At 68.4% G+C, this 16,166-nt stretch carries 14 protein-coding genes; 7 read left to right on the forward strand and 7 right to left on the reverse strand.

Annotation, left to right across the window (positions count from 1 at the left end; genetic code table 11):
* Positions 1 to 462: 462 nt before the first annotated feature.
* The 4 genes from B9Y95_RS08325 to B9Y95_RS08340 all read left to right on the forward strand — a co-directional run bounded on the left by B9Y95_RS08325 (position 463) and on the right by B9Y95_RS08340 (position 4,173).
* Positions 463 to 774: a lactococcin 972 family bacteriocin gene (locus B9Y95_RS08325; protein WP_085511428.1), complete on the forward strand. Its 312-nt coding sequence runs from the start codon at positions 463 to 465 to the stop codon at positions 772 to 774.
* 63 nt (positions 775 to 837) lie between these two features.
* Positions 838 to 2,808 carry a hypothetical protein gene (locus B9Y95_RS08330; protein ID WP_085511429.1) on the forward strand — a complete coding sequence of 657 codons (1,971 nt, stop codon included), beginning with the start codon at positions 838 to 840 and terminating at the stop codon, positions 2,806 to 2,808.
* A 10-nt stretch (positions 2,809 to 2,818) separates the two neighbouring features.
* Complete coding sequence (locus tag B9Y95_RS08335; RefSeq protein ID WP_085511430.1) at positions 2,819 to 3,502, forward strand: ABC transporter ATP-binding protein; 684 nt, start codon at positions 2,819 to 2,821, stop codon at positions 3,500 to 3,502.
* Positions 3,503 to 3,720: 218 nt separating this feature from the next.
* On the forward strand, positions 3,721 to 4,173 hold the full coding sequence (locus B9Y95_RS08340; protein WP_085511431.1) for an NUDIX hydrolase: 453 nt from the start codon (positions 3,721 to 3,723) through the stop codon (positions 4,171 to 4,173).
* 7 nt (positions 4,174 to 4,180) lie between these two features.
* Here the strand turns inward: B9Y95_RS08340 and B9Y95_RS08345 are convergent, their stop codons facing one another.
* Positions 4,181 to 4,714 carry a hypothetical protein gene (locus tag B9Y95_RS08345; RefSeq protein WP_143736383.1) on the reverse strand — a complete coding sequence of 178 codons (534 nt, stop codon included), beginning with the start codon at positions 4,712 to 4,714 and terminating at the stop codon, positions 4,181 to 4,183.
* A 76-nt stretch (positions 4,715 to 4,790) separates the two neighbouring features.
* Positions 4,791 to 5,780: an aldo/keto reductase gene (locus B9Y95_RS08350; RefSeq protein ID WP_085511728.1), complete on the reverse strand. Its 990-nt coding sequence runs from the start codon at positions 5,778 to 5,780 to the stop codon at positions 4,791 to 4,793.
* Between the two features lie 135 nt (positions 5,781 to 5,915).
* Between B9Y95_RS08350 and B9Y95_RS08355 the strand changes: the two genes are divergently transcribed.
* Positions 5,916 to 6,578 (forward strand): GNAT family N-acetyltransferase, encoded by a 663-nt coding sequence (locus B9Y95_RS08355; RefSeq protein WP_085511433.1) that lies wholly within the window; start codon positions 5,916 to 5,918, stop codon positions 6,576 to 6,578.
* A gap of 17 nt (positions 6,579 to 6,595) precedes the next feature.
* On the opposite strand, the gene B9Y95_RS08360 is transcribed toward B9Y95_RS08355, so the two are convergent.
* Entirely contained in the window at positions 6,596 to 8,254 is a 1,659-nt protein-coding gene (locus B9Y95_RS08360; RefSeq protein WP_123539772.1) for a sensor histidine kinase, read from the reverse strand.
* Between the two features lie 224 nt (positions 8,255 to 8,478).
* Here B9Y95_RS08360 and B9Y95_RS08365 point away from each other — a divergent pair, with 224 nt between their 5' ends.
* Positions 8,479 to 9,261, forward strand: a complete 783-nt coding sequence (locus tag B9Y95_RS08365; protein WP_085511435.1) for a glucose 1-dehydrogenase — start codon at positions 8,479 to 8,481, stop codon at positions 9,259 to 9,261.
* On the opposite strand, the gene ctlX is transcribed toward B9Y95_RS08365, so the two are convergent.
* On the reverse strand, positions 9,249 to 10,271 hold the full coding sequence (ctlX, locus tag B9Y95_RS08370; RefSeq protein ID WP_085511436.1) for a citrulline utilization hydrolase CtlX: 1,023 nt from the start codon (positions 10,269 to 10,271) through the stop codon (positions 9,249 to 9,251). The two genes, B9Y95_RS08365 and ctlX, sit on opposite strands and share 13 nt — an antisense overlap.
* Positions 10,272 to 10,278: 7 nt before the next feature.
* Positions 10,279 to 11,307, reverse strand: coding sequence for an ornithine cyclodeaminase (locus B9Y95_RS08375; protein ID WP_085511437.1), 1,029 nt, complete (start codon positions 11,305 to 11,307; stop codon positions 10,279 to 10,281).
* 162 nt (positions 11,308 to 11,469) lie between these two features.
* Here B9Y95_RS08375 and B9Y95_RS08380 point away from each other — a divergent pair, with 162 nt between their 5' ends.
* Entirely contained in the window at positions 11,470 to 11,901 is a 432-nt protein-coding gene (locus B9Y95_RS08380) for an Lrp/AsnC family transcriptional regulator (RefSeq protein WP_064293981.1), read from the forward strand.
* 247 nt (positions 11,902 to 12,148) lie between these two features.
* Here B9Y95_RS08380 and B9Y95_RS08385 read toward each other — a convergent pair whose 3' ends face one another.
* Together B9Y95_RS08385 and B9Y95_RS08390 are read right to left on the reverse strand one after the other, a co-directional pair.
* Positions 12,149 to 14,710 carry a polynucleotide kinase-phosphatase gene (locus B9Y95_RS08385; protein ID WP_085511438.1) on the reverse strand — a complete coding sequence of 854 codons (2,562 nt, stop codon included), beginning with the start codon at positions 14,708 to 14,710 and terminating at the stop codon, positions 12,149 to 12,151.
* Entirely contained in the window at positions 14,707 to 16,110 is a 1,404-nt protein-coding gene (locus tag B9Y95_RS08390; protein ID WP_085511439.1) for a 3' terminal RNA ribose 2'-O-methyltransferase Hen1, read from the reverse strand. The genes B9Y95_RS08385 and B9Y95_RS08390 overlap by 4 nt, the downstream gene beginning before the upstream one ends.
* Positions 16,111 to 16,166 lie beyond the last annotated feature (56 nt).

Here is a 16,166-nt window from a genome sequence, read left to right on the forward strand (position 1 = left end):
GATGGTCGATTGCGGCTCGAACCCGACGGCTCGCCAGCATCGCACTCCGCGCTCGTTCTGGACGTCCGGGTCGACGGTGATCTGACTGGTGGTTCGACGGCGACGGGGCTCTGCAGCACAGTCACGATCTCCTGTTCGACGAGGGCGAACCGACGCCCGCGTACGACGCTCTGCGGCGAGTCATCGCCGGCTGATGATGGAGGCGGACCACCAAGGCCCGCACATCCTCGGACGCGCCAGCTCTCCCCACCGGCCGGAGAAAACGACCCCCGCTTGACTCGTCGTCAGAAGTGATGGGTGCAGACGAGTGCCTACAACCGTCCGCACCAGTGGCGGAACAGAGGCCCCGGCGCCAGGTCCGTCCTCGACGTCGAGAAGAGATGTCCTCCCAACAGAGGACTAGGCAGATAAAACATATGAGACGTTAATACATTTAGTCGACCGGCAAGGAGCTGGTCAGAAATGGAGAACGAGATGCGTTGGAAGCGAGGAGTGGCGATTGTTGCGCTCAGCACGACCCTCGCCGTGGCAGGCGCGGGCTCAGCCCACGCAGTCACGGTCAATCCACCGGAGGGTGGCACCTGGAGTTACGGGACGGACAGCCCGTCGCGGGGGACCTGGTCCGACTACCTTCACCACGGATCGCGCCATCACAGTCTGGCCGGAAACGCGAGCTACGAGAGGAAGAGCCCGGTGGTGAACCTCGGCTACTGGTCCGAGGTGAGCGTCGAGACGTCACTCTGGGGCAATTACGCCAAGTACAACCTCGATTGAACTCGATCTCTGCTCTCGCCCGTCGCACGGGCGAGAGCAGAGCCCTCCTCCGAAAGGTGAACGATGGCTCTCCTCACTCGCCTCGCCCTGTGCTGCACCGTCCTGCTGACCCTGGGTGCCTGCTACTTGGCGTTCCAAGGCGTCGATGAGGTCACCTTCGACGGCGCTGCCACGGCTGTGGTCGTTCAAAGCATCCCTGCACAGGCGACGCGCCTCGACGCGATCTCCGCAGTCCGCACGGCTGCGGAGGCGGAGGGTGTGTCGATCGTGAAGGTCGTGGCGGATCCCGAGGACATCGACCACTCACGGATCGTCCTGACATTCGACGACGCAGCCGCGGGATACCGGCCGTTCAGCAGCGCGATCCGCACCATCGTGAGGCCGATCGGTGATGGAGGAACGTCGGACCTGCGAGGGTTGTACCTCATCGACGGTTCGGCTCGCCAAGGCGCGCGCATTGTCTCGTCCCTCGAGTCTCTCGGGTACCTCGCCCAGACGGAGTCTCGCAGCCCCCAGGCCTACGTCATGGGGACGATTGCGAAGCAACCGGCGGTCGCGACGATCGGGATGGCCACCCTCCTCGCCGTCGGCCTGGCGCTGGTGTTCCATGCCTCCCAGGCACAGAAGCGCAGAGCCGTCGCGCTCGTCAACGGGTGGAGCGAAGCCCAGTTCGTGCTGGCTGAGCTGCGAGGGATCGCAGTGGTCTTCGGCCAAGCCCTCATCGTGTTCGCCTTGCTGGGCGTTGTCGCGCTCGGTTTCATCAACGGCTGGGCCCAGCTCGGAGGGTTCGTCGCCTTCACCGTCCCGATCGTGCTCGTCGTCTTCCTCATCATCTCGGGAATGGCTCTGCTGGCACTGCTGCTCCTCCCGAACGAGCGTCTCGCCTCCCTCATCGCGGGGAAACGTCCGGTGCTCTACCTCGCCGTCGCCGCGGCGATGATCCAGAGCGTGACCATGTGGAGTTTACTCACGGCGTTCACGAGCGCGAGCTCACAGGTATCGGTCGCGGCAGCATCGGCGGCGGAATTGGACCATTGGCGAGCGTCGACCGACCTGCTCACCCTCAGGTTCACTCCGATGTCATCAGAGCTGGAGTGGAAAGCACTCGAGGGGCCCTTCCGCGAAGTCGTCCAGACACTCGATGGATCGGGTCAGCTGTTGCTCGCCGTCCATCCTTCCGTCGTCCGCACCGATGACTACGGAGCCGACGGCAATCGGATCATCGTGAACAACGAGTTCCTCCGCCGACAAGCCATCATCTCCGAGGACGGCACTCGGGTCGCACCCGTCGCGGAGGAGGCCGATCATCTCACCCTGCTAATCCCCGAGCAGCTGACCGAGCGAATACCGGACATCGTCGAAACATACGAAGACGAGGCGGCGTTCCAGATGTCGCTCGCGGGCCTCGACCCGCACCCGATCACTATCGAGGTCATCCGAGTGCGCGACGGTCAGCGCATCTTCAACTACAGCCAGGATCTGGCTCAACCAGCTCAGGCTGACCCGGTCGTCGCGGTCATCCCGGCGGCATCGGAGGTGCTCTCGTCGGACTTCTACCTCTCAAACGCGTCATCGGGTGGCGTACTCGTCAGCGACGATCAGGCCACCCTGGACCTGCTCGATCGTGTCGGGATCACTGCCAGGCTCGCGTCATTGGACACTGCCGCCGACTTCGCGATCGACGCCCTCCAGACCCTCCAGTCTGCGATCCGCGGGTTACAGCTCTCGATCGCGTTCACGGTTCTGGTGCTCGCCTTCTCGGCAACAGTCCTGGCGTCGGCATACTGTCAGGGCCAGAGCCAGGCGATCTTCACCAGATTCACCAACGGCTGGTCGTTCCTCGCCTCGCACCGGACATTTCTCATCTCATCGCTCGGCGGGACCGCACTGCTCCTATGTGCCGGCGTCATCACGACGACTCGCGATGCCCTCCCGTGGGCAGCCGTCATCCTGGCGGTCGAGTGCATCCTGGTCCTCGGACTGGTCCGCTTGGCCGAACACCGCCTCCGAGGCGATCTCATCAAACGCTACTGAACAGGACATCATGACGACCACCCGCAGCCGGCCACGCCGAGGTCCAGCGCCGGCAGCCATCTCGATCGACGCGCACGACATCCGCAAGACCATCGACGGCCGCCCCATCTGGTCTGGCCTGAGCTTCACCCTCGATCAGCCTGGCCTCATCGCGCTCTCCGGTCCGAGCGGATCAGGCAAGACGACGCTCCTGAACTGCCTCGGCCTGCTCGACACGGTCTCAGGTGGAGAGCTCATCATCGATGGGAACGACGTCACGAAGCCACAAGAGGAGCGTCGGCGACAGCTCTACCGGCATCGGATCGGTTTCCTATTCCAGAACTACGGACTGGTCGAGACCTGGACCGCCGATCAGAACATCGCGGTGGCGGCGCGGTTCGTCGCAGCCGGAAAGGAGCGAGTCCGGCTGGCTCGACGGGAGGCACTCGAGCGTGTCGGACTGGACGGCCGTCATGACGCGAAGATCCACACGCTCAGTGGCGGCGAGCAGCAGCGGGTAGCGCTCGCTCGCCTCATCGTGAAACGTCCCGCGCTGATCCTCGCCGACGAGCCGACGAGCGCACTCGACCCGACCAACGCCGCGTTGGTCCTCGACACCCTCCGCGAGCTGGCCGACGATGGCGCGCTCGTCATCCTGGCGACCCACCACCGCAGCGTCATCGAGCGCTGTGACGCGCTCCTCTCCCTGCCGTGAGGGCCGAACGTTCGAGGCGAGATCATGATCCGCACGTCGTAGGCTGCACGCACTCCTGCGACGAACGAGAGGAATCGTCACTCCGAACGGCCCCTTTGACCGCCGCCCCGAGGTCCCCGCGTTCACGGTGACCAGCGAGACGAACGAGCGCGGAATCGGAAACCATCGTTGACGGCGGGTGTCTTGATCTCCGGTCAGCGGCATAGGGTTTGACGACCATGAACCACTTCTCCGTTGTTCCCGCGTCGTATGTCTTCCTGCGCCGCGATCAATCGGTCCTGTTGCAACGACGGCAGAACACCGGCTACATGGACGATTGTTGGTCAGCGGGTGCCGCCGGTCATGTGGAGCTTGGTGAAACTGCGACGTCTGCCGCAATCCGCGAGTCGAGGGAAGAACTTGGCGTTCAGGTGTCACCCGAGGCGCTATCGGCCGTGGCTGTCATGCAGCGCACCGATGGCACAGCGAACCCGATGGAACAGCGCGTCGACTGGTTCTTCGTCTGCGACGTCTGGGGTGGCGAACCACTGATCCGAGAACCGGCCAAGTGCGCAGAACTGTCGTGGTTTCGCCTCGACGACCTGCCGGTCAACCTGCCCGCTCACGAGCGTCTTGCGTTGGACGCTCTCCGCGAGGGGCGCAGGTCAGCGGTTCTCACGTTCGGGTTCTGACCACCCGTCAGCGGGGAACGCCCGCGCGTTCGCAGTCGGCCCACTGCTCCGGCCGGCGCTGCTCGAGCCATGCAGAGAGCTCGCCGTACCCGCGGTAGCCAGTGAACACGGTGAACTGTTTCTTGCGGCGTTCATCCCATGCGGTGAGGCTGATGAAGGTCGGCCCGCCTCCCTGCGACTGCGAACCGAAACGCAGGGTGTGGATGTCGCCGACCTCTCGCCGACGGTACCGGCCGAAGCCCGACTTCACGTCGAGATGCCGGTCGTACGCCTGAATGCGGCCGGCGCTGAGCAAGAGGCCGAACACGAAGACCAGTCCGCCGCCGCCCACGAAGAAGAGCAGGAAGAACCCGAAGCTGGACACGCCGTCCTCCGCGTCGGACACCAGCTCGCCGAGCCCGCCGAACAGCCCGATCACGGCGACGAGCCCGCCGAGGATCTCGAACATCAGCGACTGGTAGCGAGGTCGCCGAACCACGAACAACGGCTTGGCGCCCTCGCGCGTCGCCGTGCCACCCCAGGTGTTGATGCTGTCGCTCATCGTCACCCCCCGCTGCCCACGGTACCGGACTGACAGCCGACCCTCTCGTCCGTCGAGCGCGGACCGGACGCCCCTGCTACCAGGCGTAGGCCTCCGGGGCCTGGCCGCCGGGGCCGGGGAAGAGCTCGTCGAGGGCGGTGAGGTCGTCAGCGCTCAGCTCGATGTCGACTGCTGCGACCGCGGACTCCAGCTGCTCGATCGTGCGCGGTCCGATGATCGGGCCGGTGACGCCGGGCTGATGCAGGAGCCACGCGAGACCGAGCGACGCCGAGGTCCAGCCACGCTCGGCCGCGAAGCGGTCGTAGGCATCGAGCTGGTCCTGCTGCTTGGCACGGGCCTCGGTGATGCGGGACTCGCCCGATCGCGCGCGCTTGTCGGAGGAGCCACCGCTCAGCAGCCCGCCCGACAACGGCGACCAGGGCAGGATGCCGAGCCCGTAGTGCTGCGCGGCGGGGATCACCTCGAGTTCGATCGAGCGCTGCGCGAGGTTGTAGAGCGACTGCTCGCTGACGAGGCCGAGGAAGTGTCGCTGCTGCGCGACCTCGTTGGCCTGCGCGATGTTCCAGGCGGCGAAGTTCGAGCTGCCCGTGTAGACGACCTCGCCACGCGCGACGAGCACCTCCATCGCCTGCCACAGCTCCTGCCAGGAGATGTGCCGGTCGATGTGGTGGAACTGGTAGAGGTCGATCCGGTCCGTCTGCAGTCGTTCGAGGGAGGCGATCGCCTCACGACGCACCTGCCAGGCCGACGCGCCACGGGCGTTCACGACGTCCGAGCCGTCGTCGTTCGGGGCGACCATGGGCGAGTGGACCTTCGTCGCCAGAACGATGTCGTCACGGACGCCGGGACGGGCTGCGAACCACCGGCCGATGATCTCCTCCGTCGCTCCGCGACCGGCACTCCCGCCATACGCGTTCGCCGTGTCGAAGAAGTTGACGCCGAGGTCGAACGCCCGGTCCATGATCGCGAACGAGTCCTCCTCGCTGGTCCGGTCGCCGAAGTTCATCGTGCCGAGCACGATCCGGGAGACCGTCGTCCCCGTGCGGCCGAGGTGCGTGTACTTCATCGTGGAGCCCTTCTCATCGTCGAACCGGGCCGCGATCCCGCGGCGCGTCGAGTGTGTCACGGAAGCCGCCCGCTACACCCCCGGCTCGACAGGGCGGCCTCGACCGGCTACAGCCCGAGGCGATACCGTGGCCTGATGCTCAGCCTCACCGACGTCTGGCCGCTGTTCGGCCTGGAGATCCGCACGCCGAGACTCGTCCTGCGCCTCGTGCGCGACGAGGACCTCCCCGGATTGATCGAGGCCGCCCTCGCCGGCGTCCACGATCCCGCCGTCATGCCGTTCTCCACGCCGTGGACCGACCAGCCGCGCGAACAACTCATCCGCGAGACCGCGCGGCACCTCTGGACCCAGCGTGCAGGTGCGACGCCGGCGTCGTGGACGCTCAACCTCGCGATCCTCCTGGACGGGACGCCGATCGGCCTGCAGGACATCGGCGCCCGCGACTTCGCCGTCACGCGGACGGTCGGGAGCGGTTCCTGGTTGACGCAGGCGCAGCAGGGCAAGGGGCTCGGGATCGAGATGCGGGCGGGCATGCTCCAATTCGCCTTCGACCACCTCGACGCGCAGGTCGCGGTTTCGGACGCGGCCGTCTGGAACGGCGCATCGCTCGGCGTCTCCCGACGACTCGGCTATCGGGACAACGGCCTCCAACGCTTCATCGGGCGGCCAGGCGAGCTCGTCGAGTCGCAGGGCCTCCGGCTGCACCGCGACGAGTTCGTGCGACCCGACTGGACCGCCGAGGTCACCGGCCTCGATGCGGCACGATCGGCGCTCCTCGCTGAGGCGTCAGCGGACTGACGGCGCGAGCGTCCGCGTCATCGTGACGGGATCGCCGACGGCTCCTGCGGCAGGACGAGCGTCGCGACGGTCGCACCCGGGGCGCCGGCCAGAGCGGGCGTGCTCCGCAGGGTCACGGAACCGCCATGCGCGTCGGCGATCGCCCGCGCCGCCGGTAGGCCGAGCCCCACACCCTGCACCGCCTGATCCCGGGCGTAGTCGGCCCGGTAGAACTTGTCGAAGGCCTGACGGAGTTCGTCGGCGCTCATCCCGACGCCCGTGTCGCTGACGGTCACCTCGGCGTGCCCGGCGCCCGGCTCGACGACCACGTCGACCGTGCCATCGGTCGGCGTGAACTTGACGGCGTTGGTGACGAGCTCGGTGATCGCACGGTGGACCTGCTCGGGGTCCGCGGAGACGACCACCGCCGCGTCGGCGCGCAACCGGACGACGGGACCTGCGACCCCGGCGGTCGCCGTCTCGATCGCACGCGCGGCGACGTCCCTGAGGTCGATGCGACGCGGTTCGATCTGGACCGTCGAGTCGGACGCGGTCAACAGCTCCTGGACGCGCCGTTCCAACTCGACCGCGTTGCGCTGGACCACCCGCAACGCTGGCAGCAGACCAGGGGCGTCGACCTCGGCGTCGTCCATGATCAGTTCGAGATACCCGTGGATGGAGGTGAGCGGTGTGCGCAACTCATGCGACACCGTCGTGAGGAACGCCTCACGGACGTTGATCGCGTTGGCGAGTTCGGTGACGTCGTGCGCGACGATGACGGTTCCGAGGTGCGTGTCGCCGTTGCGCATGACCCGAGTGGAGCTGGCCAGGATCGCGCGCTGTCGGCCGGACTCCCCCACCCATTCGAGATGGTTCGAGAGCAGTTCGCCACGCAGCGCCCTGGGGATGATCTGCTCGTCGAAGGGGATGGGCGTCCGCCGGTCGGCCTGGAGGACGTGCGGCCCGGCGTACGGCGGGGTGTCGAGCCGGAAACCGACGGCGGCGACCATGTCGGCGGCGTGCGCGTTGGCCACGCCCAGTGTGCCGTCCGCCGTGTAGAACGCGACGCCCGCATCCACCGTCTCGAGGATCGACTCGGCGAGCGCCTCCGCGTCGAGCGCCCTGGCGAGCGAGCGTTCGAGCTGCGCGGCCTGCTCCTGGATGGCGTGTCGGCTCCGTCGCAGTTGGCGGGCTCCGATGTTGACGGCGACCGCGATACCGATGGTGAGCATGGGCAGCAGGGCGACGTTGAGCCAGTCCAGGGCGGTCTCCGGAGTGCGAGCCCGGAGGACGTAGGGGGCGCTGCTGATGAACAGGGTGCCCGCCACGGCCAGGATGATCATCCGCGGGGTGAACCCGAACGCCAACCACAGCACGGGGAAGATGCAGAGCAGGCTCGCGCCCGGGGTCACGCTGATGAGTTCGAGCCGGATACAGGCAACCGCCAACAGGTCGAGGACGGCGATCAGGGCCATCGCGTGCGTCGGCCAGCGCTCCCAGGGCAGGACGCCGGCGAGGATGGTGCTGATCGCCGCGAGCGCGGTGCCCGAGAGGACGGCCACGGTGAAGAACCGTTCGGGCAGGACGATCGCGACGAGGATCGCGACGATGCCGAAGGCGATCGCGAATGGGAGCTGTGCGCGGGCGAACACCCGGAGGCGGCCGCGTCGAGAGGCTTCATGTTCCAGCAACGGCATGGTCGCCCACTCTCTCCAGCTCGGTCAGCGACGACGTCGGCCGGATTCCGCGTCGATCAGCTGATCGATCGTCAATCTAACCCATGAGCGGGCGATCAGCCCTCGGCGAACGACGTTCTTGGATAGCCACGACATCTATCCAACAGATGTACGTTTAAAGGACTGTCGCTGATGCGACGGGCACGGTGTCCGCCGGAGCGACAGGCTCCTGGAAAGGTCACACCATGAACCGCTTCTCCGAACGCGTCGTCCTCATCACCGGCGGCGGCTCCGGCCTCGGCCGCGCAGCCGCCGTCCGACTCGCAGCAGAGGGCGCCAAGCTCTCCCTCGTCGACATCTCCGAGACCGGCCTCGCCGCGACCGTCGAGGCCGTCACCGAGGCGACCCCCGACGCCGAGGTCATCACGACGGTCGCCGACGTCTCGAAGGAGGAGGACGTCGACCGCTACGTCGCCGAGACGACGTCGCGCTTCGGCCGCATCGACGGCTTCTTCAACAACGCCGGCATCGAGGGCAAGCAGAACCTCACCGAGGACTTCACCGCAGCCGAGTTCGACAAGGTCGTCTCCATCAACCTGCGGGGAGTCTTCCTGGGGCTCGAGAAGGTGCTGAAGATCATGCGAGAACAAGGTTCCGGCATGGTCGTGAACACCGCGAGCGTCGGTGGTATCCGCGGTATCGGCAACCAGTCCGGGTACGCAGCCGCGAAGCACGGGGTCGTCGGCCTGACGCGCAACTCCGCGATCGAGTACGGGCAGTACGGCATCCGCATCAACGCCATCGCACCGGGCGCCATCTGGACGCCGATGGTCGAGAACTCGATGAAGCAGCTCAACGCCGACGACCCGCGCGGGGCCGCCGAGGAGTTCATCCAGACGAACCCCACCAAGCGGTACGGCGAGGCTCCTGAGATCGCTTCGGTCGTCGCCTTCCTGTTGAGCGACGACGCGAGCTACGTCAACGCGACCGTGGTACCGATCGACGGCGGTCAGTCCTACAAGTACTGATGAGGCACTGATTCGCCCGGATCGGCACGGTTCTCGCCGATGATCGAACCGATCCGGGCGAGCGAGCCGGGCGGGTTCGTCGCAGGACGCCGGTCCAGGTGGATACCGGCGATCATGCAGCGGACGGAACCCCCGGCGAGCTCGACGGTCGGGACGTCCAGTGGCAGGATCCGGCAGCTGCGCTCGATGACCGCCAACTGGTCCGACCGCAGGCTCTGGACGGCCCGGCTCGAGATCGCGAGGAGGCGCTCCCCGGTCGCCGACCGCAGCTCGATCGCGTTGCCGGCGAAGTCGCAGACCTGGCCGTAGTCGAGATCGACGATCGTCCGCCCGTGGGCGGTGAGCCGCTCGACCACCTGCTCGCGACGCGCCGGCGAGGCGATGAGGTCGAGACCGACGAGCGCGAACTCGGTCGCCACGCCCATCATGACGTTGGTGTGGTAGATCGGGACCCCGTGCGGGTCGACCGCGTCGAAGACGAGCGGCTCGTAACCGAAATTGGTGCAGAACCGCTCGAGGGCGATCGGGTCGGCGCGGTGGGATCGCGCGACGAACGCCACCCGGGCCGCGTGGTCGAGGACCATCGCTCCGGTGCCCTCGAGGAACACGTCGTCGAGCTCCAGCCCCGAGTAGTCGATGACGTCCTGCACGCGGTACTCGCGCTTCAGCATCTCGACGATGTCCCACCGCCGCTCGCGTCGGCGGTTCACCGCGTACATCGGATAGACCGCCAGGTGTCCGCCCGCATGGGTGGACAGCCAGTTGTTGGGGAAGACGCTGTCGGGGCGGTCAGGGTCCTCATCGTCGAACAGGTGGACGCGGACGCCCGCCGCATCGAGTGCCTGCGCCACGGCGGTGACCTCGTCGAACGCCGCGTGAGCCACCCCGGCCACGGACGCCGACGGGACGCCCTCCGCGACCTGGAAGACGTTGTCGGCCGCGGTCAGCGGGTTCGGCGTGAACCGGTGCGGCCGGATGAGCACCACGGCCGACGGCGCCTGCACGGACATGTCGGACTCAGCCGACGGGAGAGAGCGCGCCGACGAGCCCGAAGAGGTCCTTCGGGTCGTCAGGGGCGGCGACGAGGTCGATCTCCTCGAAGTACTCGCTGCCGTCGACGGAGTCGCGGAGGAAGCGCAGCGCGGTGAAGTCCTCGATCGCGAAACCGACGGAATCGAAGAGCGTGATCTGCTCCCGCGAGCTGCGGCCGGGGACGGCACCCGTGAGGACCTGCCAGAACTCGATCACCGGGAAGTCGGGAGCCATCTGCTGGATCTCACCCTCGATGCGGGTCTGCGGCGGGAATTCGACGAACACCGCGGCGCGATCGAGGATCGACGCCTCGAGCTCCGTCTTGCCGGGACAGTCGCCACCGATGGCGTTCAGGTGCATGCCGGGCTCGACGAGGTCGTTCGTGAGCACGGTCGCGAGCGCCTTGTCGGCCGTGCAGGTCGTGACGACGTCCGCGCCCGCCACGGCGTCGGCGGCACTCGTCCCGATGACGACCTCGAATCCGAGTGGCTCCAGGTTGCGCGCGAACTTGTCCATCGCGAGCGGGTCGACGTCCCAGATCCGGACGGTGTTGATCCCGAGGGCGGCCCGCATGCCGAGCGCCTGGAACTCGGCCTGGCTGCCGGCACCGATGAGGGCGTGGACGCTCGAGTCGGGACGGGCGAGGTGCTTCGCGACCATGCCCGACGTCGCGGCGGTCCGGAGGGCCGTGAGGAGCGTCATCTCGGCGAGGAAGGTGGGGTAGCCGTTGTGCACGTCGGCGAGGACGCCGAAGGCCGTGACCGTCTGGTAGCCCCGGGCCGGGTTGGAGGGGTGGCCGTTCACGTACTTGAAGGCGTAGGTCTCGTGGTCGCTCGTCGGCATGAGCTCGATGACACCGAAGGGTGTGTGGCTCGCGACGCGCGGGCTCTTGTCGAACGACGGCCAGCGGCGGAAGTCGGCCTCGAGGTAGCCGATCATGCCGGCGATGATGCGCTCAGGACCTCGGTCGGCCGTCCAGCGGACCATGTTGCGGACATCGACGAAACGCGTCATGACGTTCCCTTCCAGACGAGTTCGGGCTCGGAGCCGACCGGAGCAGATCACTCGCGGTTGCTTCGAGCCTAGGTTTCGACGATCTGCACTCTCTATTCCAAAGATGCGCGACTTGTGCACAGGTTATGCACAATGTGAGTAACCACGTTGTACATTGTGTGCATGGCTGCGCTGGACGATCTGGACCGGAGGCTGTTGGCTGCCCTCCGAGCCGATGGCCGCGCGTCGGTCGCGAGCCTGGCCCGGTCGCTCGACGTCGCCCGGGCGACCGTGAACAGCCGTCTGGAGCGGCTCATCTCCTCCGGCACGGTGGTGGGATTCTCGGTCCGGGTGCGCGACGAGCTCGACCCCGGCACCATCCGCGCGATCGCCTTCATCGAGGTCGAGGGTCGCACCACCGATCACGTCATCCGCCAGCTCCGCGGCTTCCCGGAGATCAGCGCGCTCCACACCACCAACGGTGGGTGGGACCTCGTCGCGGAACTCCGCACCGAGACGCTGACCGACTTCGACCGCGTGCTCGGCGGGATCCGACGCATCGAGGGCGTCGTCAACAGCGAGACGAGCCTCCTGCTGAGTTCCGTCCTGCGCTGACGGCCCGGTCGCGGCGCTTCAGCCCCGGTCCCTGAGGTGAAACCCGGTCCCTGAGGTGAAACCCGGTCCCTGAGCTTGTCGAAGGGCACACGGCCTGACCCCGCCCTTCGACAGGCTCAGGGACCGGACGGGGAGCTCAGGGACCGGACGGGGAGCGCAGGGAACGGACGGGGAGCGCAGGGCACGGACGGGGAGCGGAGGGACCGGACGGGGAGCGGAGGGACCGGACGGGTGAGACGAGCCGACGCTAGAGGCGCGGGTCGATCGGCTCGGACTCCATGGCGAGCACGCCGAAGACGGCCTGGTGCACCCGCCAGGTCGGTTCACCGGCGACGAACCGTTCGACCGCCTCGACGCCGAGCGCGTACTCGCGCAGGGCCATCGACCGCTTGTGGCCGATGTCCCGATCGCGCAGGCGCTCGAGGTTGTGCGGCTCCGTGTAGTCGGGACCGTAGATGATGCGCAGGTACTCACGCCCGCGCACCTTGATGCCGGGCTGCGCGAGCGACTTCTCACCGCGGACGAGACCGGCCACAGGTTTCACGACCATGCCCTCACCACCCGCACCGGTCAGCTCCTCCCACCACGCGGTCGCGGCGTCCTCGGAGGCCGACGAGGTGAGGTCCACCTCGATCGAGCGGGTCCGGCGGATGAGCTCCGGGTCGGCGTCCGCGAGGCGGTCCGCGACCGAGAGGTGCCAGGCGTGGTCGCGGCCCAGGTGGCTCGTGCCGGTCGAGGCGAGCAGCTGGAACGGCGCGATCTGCACGCCCTCCAGTCCGTTCGACGGCGCGATGTACGGGCGGTAGGCCGCGACGTAGGCGTCAGCGGCCTCGGCCCGTCGACGCGTCCGCTCGAGCAGGTCGGCGACGTCGACACCGGTCGCCGCCGCCTGCTCCAGCACGTGCACGGCCGCCGGGAGCGCAGCGGTCGCCGCAGCTCCCACCGAGGCGTACTGGTCGCGGATCAAGCTCTCCGCCTTCACCGACCACGGCAGCAGTTCGCTGTCGAAGAGCAGCCAGGAAGCGTCGAGCTCCTCCCAGAGACCGGCTCGCTCCACGGCGGCGTCGAGCCGGGTCAGGAGCGTCCGCGTCGTCTCCTCGTCGAAGAAGGGCCGACCGGTGCGGGTGTGGACGGCGCCGCGCCACCCCGTGGGAGCACCGAAGGGTGCCGGATCACGCGTGAGCAGCACGACGGCTCGCGAGCCCATGTGCTTCTCCTCGCAGACCACCCGGTCGAGCCCCTCCCGGCGATACGCCTCGAACGCCTCAGCGGGGTGCTCCAGGAGGTCCTTCCGCTGCGAGGTGCTCGGTGGACTCATCGTCGGCGGCAGGTAGACCAGGCGCCGCGGGTCGATCGCGAACCGGCTCATGACCTCGAGTGCGCCGGCCGCCGCGTCCTCGCGGATGCCGACCCGGCCCGAGACGCGGGTCTCGACGACCTGCTTGCCGAGGACGTCGTCGATGCGCAGCAGCCCGGGATCCCGCTGCTCGCCCGCGGGACCGGTCGGGCGTCCGAGCGGCACGACGGGTTCGTACCAGACCTGCTCGGCCGGGACGTCGACGACCTCGCGCTCCGGCCACCGCAGGGCGCTCAGCTTGCCGCCGAAGACGCAGCCGGTGTCGAGGCACATCGTGTTGTTGACCCACTCGGCGTCGAGGGTCGGCACGTGGCCGTAGAGGACGGTCGCCTTGCCGCGGTAGTCCTCCGCCCAGGGCAGCCGCACGGGCAGGCCGTACTCGTCGGTCTCCCCCGTGGTGTCGCCGTACAGCGCGAACGACCGCACCCGCCCGGAGGCGCGTCCGTGATATTGCTCGATCAGGCCGGCGTGCGCGACGACGAGCTTCCCGTCGTCGAGGACGAGGTGTGCGACGAGCTCGCGACAGAACCGCTCGACCTCGGCACGGAACTCCTCCGGCTCCTCGGCCAGTTGGGCGAGCGACTCGGCGAGCCCGTGACTGGTCTGCACCCGCTTGCCCTGCAGCGCGCGGACGAGCTTCGACTCGTGGTTCCCGGGCACCGCCAAGGCATGCCCCGCGCCCACCATCCCCATCGCCAGTCGCAGCACGCCAGGGGTGTCGGGGCCGCGGTCGACGAGGTCGCCGAGGAAGATCGCGCGGCGGCCCTCGGGGTGGGCGGCGTCGATCGGCCGACCCTCGACATCGCGCTCGATGACGTACCCGAGCTTCGTCAGCAGGGTCTCGAGCTCACTCCGGCACCCGTGCACGTCGCCGATCGCGTCGAAGGGACCGCGCTCCTGACGGCGGTCGTTGAGCAGCGGCTCGCGCACGAACGACGCCTGCGCGATCGCCTCCACCCCGGAGAGGACGTGGACCTTCCGGAAGCCCTCCTTGCTGAGGTGCCGCATCGACCGACGCAGTTGGTCCTGCTGCCGGGTGATGACGGCCGCGCCGAACGAGCGGTCCTCGCGGGCCTCGTTGCGCTCGATGCAGACGCGCTCCGGGACGTCGAGCACCACGGCGACAGGGAGGACGTCGTGGTTGCGTGCCAGGTCGATGAGCGACTTGCGCGAGGCCGGCTGGACGTTGGTCGCGTCGATGACCGTCAGGAGCCCGGCGTCCAGGCGGCGAGCGGCGACATCGCGGAGTGCGGCGAAGGCGTCGGCGCTGGCGGCCTGGTTGTTCTCGTCGTTGGAGACGAGCCCGCGGAAGAAGTCGCTCGACAGGGTCTCGAAGCGGCCGAAGTGCGTGGCGGCGAAGGTCGATTTGCCGGACCCGCTCACGCCGATGAGGACCACGAGCGACAGTTCGGGGATCGGCAGGGCGGCGGGGGTCTGCTCGAGGTCGCTCATGAGATGGCCTTCCGGAAGATGGCGAGCTGCGTCGGCGAGCCGAGCTGCGGGTCGACGTCGCCGACCGTGCGGTGCTCGACGCCGTAGCCGTACCGCTCGGCCGCAGTGGTGCACCAGGTCGCGAACTCCTGACGGTCCCACTCGAATCGGTGGTCCGGGTGCCGGAACGAGCCCGCCGGCAAGGAGGGATACAACGCGTTGTATTCGCGGTTCGGCGTCGTGACGATCACGGCTTCGGGAGCCGCAGCACCGAAGATCGAGGCCTCGAGTGCATCGAGGCGCTCGGCGTCGATGTGCTCGACGACCTCCATGAGCACGATCGCGTCGAGTCCGCGCAGCCGGGTGTCCGCGTACGTCGCCGAGGACTGCAGCAGCTGGATGCGCTCACGGACGCGGTCGCTCGCGTCGCGGAGCCCGAGCCGCTGCGACGCGGATGCGAGCGCGCGTGCGGAGACGTCGGTACCGATCACCGTGGTGACCAGGGGATCCGCCAGCAATCGCGTGAGGAGGGCGCCCTCGCCGCACCCGACGTCGGCGACCGACCGCGCCCGCACGTCGGTGAGCGCCTGCAGGACCGCCTCGGCGCGCAGGCCGGCGAGGGCCGGGGCGCGCTTCGTCCGTGACGCGGTGGCCGCGTCGTCCCCGTCGGCGCCGCCGGTCCGCGCCTCCGGGTCCAGCTGCGACTGCGCATCGGTGATCATCCGCGACTGGTGCGCGAGGTACCGCTTGGTGATCAGGTCCCGGTCGGGGTGGTCTGCCAGCCACCCCTCACCGGCGCGAAGGAGTTTGCCGACCTCGTCGTCGGAGACCCAGTAGTGCTTGGCGTCGTCGAGCACGGGCAGCAGCACGTAGAGCTGGCGGAGTGCGTCCGCGAGGCGGAGGTGCCCGGTCAGCTCGAGGTCGACGTATCGCGAGTCGCCCCACGCGGGGACCGTCGGGTCGAGCGGGATCGCCCGTTCGACGACGGTCCAGCCGAGCGGGCTGAAGAGTCGGGTCGCCAGCTGCTCCAGACCTCGCGAGGGCACCGCGGCGACCGTGATCGTCAGCGGGAGCGCTGCCGCGGCGAGCTCCGGGTGGGAGTCGCTGCGGCCGGTCATGGCGCTGCGGAACACCTGTCCGATCGCGACGGCGACCATCGACGACGACGCGTACGGTCGGTCGTTCACGTACTGGGAGAGCGACGCGCTGTCACCGCCGCCGAAGCGCTTCTGACGGACGAGCGCGATCGCGTCGACCTCGAGCAGCAGGGCGATGGTGCATCGCTCGTCGGTCGCCTCCGGGTAGAACACGTGGGCGCACCCGACGCTGAGGTCGAAGCTCTGCGCCCGCGCGGGATGCTTACGGACGAGGTGCCCCAGGTCGGCGGCCGAGGGCGCGGTCGAGGTGATGGTGACGAGCACAGGTCCATCCGTCCGGTCGGCGGCGAGTTCCTGAAAGCCTAGCGGCGGCCCGCGGA

Source organism: Plantibacter flavus, assembly GCF_900177615.1.
Classification (GTDB): Bacteria; Actinomycetota; Actinomycetes; order Actinomycetales; family Microbacteriaceae; genus Plantibacter; species Plantibacter flavus.

Coding starts and splice junctions, on each gene's coding strand:
- B9Y95_RS08325 (WP_085511428.1), top strand. CDS start 463: ATGGAGAACGAGATGCGTTGGAAGCGAGGAGTGGCGATTGTTGCGCTC.
- B9Y95_RS08330 (WP_085511429.1), top strand. CDS start 838: ATGGCTCTCCTCACTCGCCTCGCCCTGTGCTGCACCGTCCTGCTGACC.
- B9Y95_RS08335 (WP_085511430.1), top strand. CDS start 2,819: ATGACGACCACCCGCAGCCGGCCACGCCGAGGTCCAGCGCCGGCAGCC.
- B9Y95_RS08340 (WP_085511431.1), top strand. CDS start 3,721: ATGAACCACTTCTCCGTTGTTCCCGCGTCGTATGTCTTCCTGCGCCGC.
- B9Y95_RS08345 (WP_143736383.1), bottom strand. CDS start 4,714: ATGAGCGACAGCATCAACACCTGGGGTGGCACGGCGACGCGCGAGGGC.
- B9Y95_RS08350 (WP_085511728.1), bottom strand. CDS start 5,780: ATGAAGTACACGCACCTCGGCCGCACGGGGACGACGGTCTCCCGGATC.
- B9Y95_RS08355 (WP_085511433.1), top strand. CDS start 5,916: ATGCTCAGCCTCACCGACGTCTGGCCGCTGTTCGGCCTGGAGATCCGC.
- B9Y95_RS08360 (WP_123539772.1), bottom strand. CDS start 8,254: ATGCCGTTGCTGGAACATGAAGCCTCTCGACGCGGCCGCCTCCGGGTG.
- B9Y95_RS08365 (WP_085511435.1), top strand. CDS start 8,479: ATGAACCGCTTCTCCGAACGCGTCGTCCTCATCACCGGCGGCGGCTCC.
- ctlX (WP_085511436.1), bottom strand. CDS start 10,271: ATGTCCGTGCAGGCGCCGTCGGCCGTGGTGCTCATCCGGCCGCACCGG.
- B9Y95_RS08375 (WP_085511437.1), bottom strand. CDS start 11,307: ATGACGCGTTTCGTCGATGTCCGCAACATGGTCCGCTGGACGGCCGAC.
- B9Y95_RS08380 (WP_064293981.1), top strand. CDS start 11,470: ATGGCTGCGCTGGACGATCTGGACCGGAGGCTGTTGGCTGCCCTCCGA.
- B9Y95_RS08385 (WP_085511438.1), bottom strand. CDS start 14,710: ATGAGCGACCTCGAGCAGACCCCCGCCGCCCTGCCGATCCCCGAACTG.